4 protein-coding genes are annotated in these 5,856 nt (G+C 66.8%); 3 read left to right on the forward strand and 1 reads right to left on the reverse strand.

The window, feature by feature from the left end; genetic code table 11:
• The first annotated feature begins 610 nt into the window (after window positions 1-610).
• The 3 genes from GA0115259_RS35930 to GA0115259_RS35940 all read left to right on the forward strand — a co-directional run bounded on the left by GA0115259_RS35930 (window position 611) and on the right by GA0115259_RS35940 (window position 3,912).
• Window positions 611-1,327: a PadR family transcriptional regulator gene (locus GA0115259_RS35930; RefSeq protein WP_093604605.1), complete on the forward strand. Its 717-nt coding sequence runs from the start codon at window positions 611-613 to the stop codon at window positions 1,325-1,327.
• A gap of 60 nt (window positions 1,328-1,387) precedes the next feature.
• A complete protein-coding gene (locus GA0115259_RS35935; protein ID WP_093604607.1) occupies window positions 1,388-2,470 on the forward strand; it encodes an inositol-3-phosphate synthase in 1,083 nt (360 codons plus the stop codon).
• Between the two features lie 179 nt (window positions 2,471-2,649).
• On the forward strand, window positions 2,650-3,912 hold the full coding sequence (locus GA0115259_RS35940) for an MFS transporter (protein WP_093604611.1): 1,263 nt from the start codon (window positions 2,650-2,652) through the stop codon (window positions 3,910-3,912).
• 77 nt (window positions 3,913-3,989) lie between these two features.
• On the opposite strand, the gene GA0115259_RS35945 is transcribed toward GA0115259_RS35940, so the two are convergent.
• The gene (locus GA0115259_RS35945) at window positions 3,990-5,468 is read right to left on the reverse strand and encodes a CCA tRNA nucleotidyltransferase (protein ID WP_176732775.1); all 1,479 of its coding nucleotides are present in this window, start codon (window positions 5,466-5,468) and stop codon (window positions 3,990-3,992) included.
• Window positions 5,469-5,856: the final 388 nt, after the last annotated feature.

Consider the following 5,856-nt stretch of genomic DNA (forward strand, 5'->3'; position numbering starts at 1 on the left):
CCCGCCCCGGCCCGGCCCTCCGCCGTCCGGCGCGCGTCGACGGCCGCCTCGCTGGGCGGCACGCCTGGCGGCGGCACGTCCGCCGTAGGGGCGCTCCTCCTCGTACGAATCGGAGTGCGAAACCGAGGCGGTTTCCTGGGAAGGGGCAGCGCGGCGGCCTGATGGCTGCTGGGCCGCACGCCTGGCCGCTGCACGTCCGCCATCCTGCGGCTGCGGTTGTTTGCGACGGTGCTCGCTCATCGAACGACTACTCCTCGGGCAGGCGCGGACGCCTGGAAACGGCAGTTGAGTTCCGGTCCCCCCGAAATGAATACGGACCAGCCCTGTTGGGAGCTCATCCGGCAGACAGCCGGTAAGCCGACAGTCTTGACGCTCAGCCGCGTCGTTCGGTTCCCGGTGCTCTGCATGCCGCACAGACTACGCACGGTCAAAAGCCTCCGAGAGCCGAAGTTCGTCTCAAATCAGGCAAGTTGCTTCCTGAGAATTGTCAATGTGACGCCGTTCACCTTGACCCCACTTGTCCCAACTGCATCTCCGCTCTATCGTCGGGATGTATCGAGTCGATACATCAGAACGCCATAAGGGTCCCGGACGGTGGAGGAGGCGAAGAGTGAGCAGACGCTCGGGCATCCTTGAGTTCGCTGTCCTCGGTCTGCTCCGCGAGTCGCCCATGCACGGTTATGAGCTGCGAAAACGGCTCAACACCTCGCTGGGGATCTTCCGGGCCTTCAGTTACGGGACGCTCTATCCCTGCCTCAAGACGCTGGTCGCCAACGGCTGGTTGATCGAGGAGCCGGGCAGCGCCCCCGAGGACGCGCTCGCCGCCTCACTGGCGGGACGCCGCGCCAAGATCGTCTATCGGTTGACGGCGGAAGGTAAGGAGCACTTCGAGGAACTGCTGTCGCACACCGGTCCCGATGCCTGGGAGGACGAGCACTTCGCCGCTCGGTTCGCCTTCTTCGGCCAGACGGAGCGCGAGGTGCGGATGCGGGTGCTGGAAGGGCGGCGCAGCAGGCTGGAGGAGCGTCTGGACAAGATGCGCGCCTCCCTGGCCCGTACGCGCGAGCGCCTCGACGACTACACGCTTGAGCTCCAGCGCCATGGAATGGAGTCCGTGGAGCGCGAAGTGCGCTGGCTGAACGAGCTCATCGAGAGCGAGCGGGCGGGACGGGACCAGCGACGGTCCGGCCCCGAAGGCCTCGCCGAGCAGGAAGACACACCGGGGAAAGCGGATGGCCTGCCCCGGCACCGGGACGCTGCGTCTCCCGGGGGCACGCCCCCGGGACGTCCCGGCCCGCCGGATCCGTCCGCGGACACCACCAAGTGAGGTCCTGCATCTCCGCAGGGTCTCATCATGAACACTGAGATCACACAGGGAGCAACCGGAATGGGTTCGGTTCGCGTAGCCATCGTCGGCGTGGGCAACTGCGCCGCCTCGCTGGTGCAGGGCGTCGAGTACTACAAGGACGCCGACCCGGCGGGCAAGGTACCGGGTCTGATGCACGTCCAGTTCGGCGAGTACCACGTGCGGGACATCGAGTTCGTGGCCGCCTTCGACGTCGACGCGAAGAAGGTCGGCCTCGACCTCGCGAACGCCATCGGCGCCAGCGAGAACAACACCATCAAGATCTGTGATGTGCCGACCACGGGCGTCACCGTCCAGCGCGGCCACACTCTCGACGGTCTGGGCAAGTACTACCGCCAGACGATCGAGGAGTCCCCCGAGGCACCGGTGGACATCGTCCAGACCCTCAAGGACAAGCAGGTCGACGTCCTCGTCTGCTATCTGCCCGTGGGGTCCGAGGCCGCCGCGAAGTTCTACGCGCAGTGCGCCATCGATGCCAAGGTCGCCTTCGTCAACGCCCTTCCGGTCTTCATCGCCGGCACGAAGGAGTGGGCGGACAAGTTCACCGAGGCCGGTGTCCCGATCGTCGGTGACGACATCAAGTCCCAGGTCGGCGCGACCATCACGCACCGCGTCATGGCGAAGCTCTTCGAGGACCGGGGCGTCGTCCTGGACCGTACGATGCAGCTCAACGTCGGCGGCAACATGGACTTCAAGAACATGCTCGAGCGTGAGCGCCTGGAGTCCAAGAAGATCTCCAAGACCCAGGCCGTGACCTCCCAGATCCCCGACCGCGACCTGGGTGCGGACAATGTCCACATCGGCCCGTCGGACTATGTCGCCTGGCTCGACGACCGCAAGTGGGCGTATGTCCGCCTGGAGGGCCGCGCCTTCGGCGATGTCCCGCTGAACCTGGAGTACAAGCTCGAGGTCTGGGACTCCCCGAATTCCGCGGGTGTCATCATCGACGCTGTGCGTGCCGCGAAGATCGCCAAGGACCGCGGCATCGGCGGCCCGATCCTGTCGGCGTCCTCGTACTTCATGAAGAGCCCGCCTGTGCAGTACTTCGACGACCAGGCGCGTGAGAACGTCGAGAAGTTCATCAGGGGCGAGGTCGACCGCTAGCGGTCGCTTCCCCTGTACGAGCCATAGGTGAGTCATACGAGAAGGGCCTCCGGCAGCCGTCCGGTGGCCCTTCCCGTATGTCCCGCCGAGGTGTTGTCCCACCGAGGTGTCCGGCTCGCATGTTCCGCTCGTATGTCCCGCTGAAGGTTCCGGCAGAGGCATGTGTGACGCTGGCTCACATGCCTGTCGGACGTGATCTGCGTGTGCTCCTGCGCCTCAGCGCTTTCCGCCGGCTGCTCGCGGTCCGTCTGCTGTCCCAGGCGGCCGACGGAGTCTTCCAGGTCGCGCTCGCCACCTATGTCGTCTTCTCGCCGGAGAAACAGACCTCGCCCGCCGCGATCGCCTCCGCCATGGCGGTGCTGCTGCTGCCGTACTCACTGGTCGGCCCGTTCGCCGGTGTGCTGCTCGACCGCTGGCAGCGCCGCCAGGTCTTTCTGTACGGCAATCTGCTGCGGGCCCTGCTGGCGGTCTGTACGGCGCTGCTGATCCTGGCCGCCGTGCCCGACTGGTGCTTCTACGTCTCGGCGCTGTCCGTGACCGCCGTCAACCGGTTCGTCCTCGCCGGACTTTCGGCCGCCCTGCCACATGTCGTCGACGAAGACCGTCTCGTCCTCGCCAACTCCCTCTCCCCGACCGCCGGCACGCTCGCCGCCACCACGGGAGGCGGTCTCGCCTTCGCCGTACGGCTGACCGTCTCGGACTCCGATGCCGCCGTGATGCTGCTGGGCGCCGTCCTCTATCTCTGTGCGGCACTCACCTCGCTGCTGCTGGCACGCGAACTGCTCGGTCCCGAGCAGGCGCCCACGCAGACACGCCTGGGCGCCGCGCTGGCCTCCACGGCACGCGGACTCGTGAGCGGACTCCGGCATCTCAGGGAACGGCGGGCAGCGGCAGGCGCGCTGGCCGCCATGACGGTGATGCGCTTCTGCTACGGAGCGCTCACCGTGATGGTGCTGATGCTCTGCCGGTACGCCTGGACCGACCAGGACTCCGACGGACTGGCGCTGCTCGGACTCGCTGTCGCCGTCTCCGGGGCGGGCTTCTTCACCGCCGCGGTGCTGACCCCATGGACGGTGGGCCGGCTCGGACCATATGGCTGGATGGCCGTGTGCTCAGGCACGGCCGCCCTTCTCGAACCCGCCCTGGGGCTGCCCTTCGCTCCCGTGCCCACACTTGTGGCCGCGTTCGTTCTCGGGCTGATCACACAGGGCGCGAAGATCGCCACGGACACCGTGGTTCAGACGGCGGTGGACGACGCCTTCCGCGGCCGGATCTTCTCGCTCTATGACGTCCTCTTCAATGTGGCCTTCGTGGGCGCCGCCGCGGTCGCCGCACTGATGCTTCCTCCGGACGGCCGCTCGGTGCCGCTCGTGCTGACGGTCGCCGTTCTCTATGCGGTCGTCGCTGTGGCTCTGGTGCGCGGAAGGCGATGTTTCACGTGAAACATCGCCTTCGAAGCCACACATCGTGCGGGTCATGTTTCACGTGAAACATGACCCGCACGGGTCCAGGACAGGGCCTAGCCTTGGGTGGCCTTCTGAGTGGCCCACCACTCCTTGAGGGCGGCGACAGCCGCGTCATGCTCCATCGGCCCGTTCTCCAGCCGTAGCTCCAGCAGGAATGTGTAGGCCGCGCCGATCACCGGACCTGGGCCCACATCCAGAATCTCCATGATCTGGTTGCCGTCCAGATCGGGCCGGATCGCGTCCAACTCCTCCTGCTCCTGAAGCTGGGCGATGCGCTCCTCCAGACCGTCGTACGCACGCGAGAGCGCGCTCGCCTTGCGCTTGTTGCGCGTGGTGCAGTCCGAGCGGGTCAGTTTATGGAGCCTGTCCAGCAGTGGACCGGCGTCACGCACATACCGCCGCACCGCCGAATCGGTCCACTCGCCCGTCCCATAGCCATGGAAGCGCAGATGCAGCTCCACCAGTCGCGAGACGTCCTTCACCAGATCGTTGGAGTACTTGAGCGCGGTCAGCCGCTTCTTGACCATCTTCGCGCCCACGATCTCGTGGTGGTGGAAGGAGACCCGGCCGTCCTGCTCGAAGCGCCGTGTCCTGGGCTTGCCGATGTCATGCAGCAGAGCGGCCAGCCGAAGCACCAGATCCGGCCCGTCCTCCTCCAGATCGATTGCCTGCTCCAGAACGGTCAGCGAGTGCTCGTACACATCCTTGTGCCGGTGGTGCTCATCGCTCTCCAGCCGCAGGGCCGGCAGCTCCGGTAGCACCCGGTCGGCGAGCCCGGAGTCGACGAGCAGCGCCAGCCCCTTGCGCGGATGTGCGGAGAGGGCCAGCTTGTTCAGTTCGTCACGCACCCGCTCGGCGGAGACGATCTCGATCCGGCCGGACATCGCCTTCATGGCCGTGACCACATCCGGGGCCACCTCGAAGTCCAGCTGCGCGGCGAACCGCGCGGCCCTGAGCATCCGCAGCGGATCGTCGGAGAAGGACTCCTCAGGAGTGCTGGGCGTACGCAGCACCCGCGCGGAGAGATCCTCCAACCCGCCATGAGGATCGATGAACTCCTTCTGCGGCAGCGCGACGGCCATCGCGTTCACCGTGAAGTCCCGGCGTACGAGGTCTTCCTCGATGGAGTTCCCGTACGACACCTCAGGTTTGCGCGACGTCCGGTCGTAGGCTTCCGAACGGTAGGTCGTCACCTCGATCTGGAACCGCTGATCGGTGTCTCCGGCACGGGCGTCCTTCTGGACGCCGACCGTACCGAAGGCGATCCCGACCTCCCAGACCGCGTCCGCCCATGGCCTGACGATCTTCAGAACGTCCTCGGGACGGGCATCGGTGGTGAAGTCCAGATCATTGCCGAGCCGGCCGAGAAGGGCATCCCTGACCGAACCGCCGACCAGAGCGAGACCGAATCCGGCATCCTGGAATCGGCGCGCCAGATCATCGGCGACGGGGGAAACCCGCAGCAGTTCACTGACCGCGCGGTGCTGCACCTGGCTGAGTGCACTGGGACTGACTTCATTGGCGTTCGGCACAACAGAAAAGGGTACGTGCCCCGGCTGCCGCGAGCGGCCCGGTTTCCGGGCTCCCGGCCTCCGATGCACGGGATTCCGGCGGCGCATGAGATTCTTCCGATCATGTGGAGCAGTCCCCAGCACTTCGCCACAGCGCACATCGTTACCATGCGTGGACGCAGGAATCGACAGACCACCGACGGCAGCAAACGATGACGAGGGACGGGCGAGCGCGTGGCGGAGGCGGCAGACTTCCAGGGGATGGGTCACTCTCCTGCCCGCCGGTGGCTGCGGCGTACAGCCTCCCTACTCGCCGGAGCGCCGCTCCTGGCGGGCCTGGTGGCCGGTACAGCGGCTCCAGCGGCCCAGGCGGCCGTCGGCGCGCCGGCAGCCGATGGGTCCCGGACGG

Origin of the sequence: Streptomyces sp. MnatMP-M17, assembly GCF_900091995.1 — a bacterium.
Classification (GTDB): Bacteria; Actinomycetota; Actinomycetes; order Streptomycetales; family Streptomycetaceae; genus Streptomyces.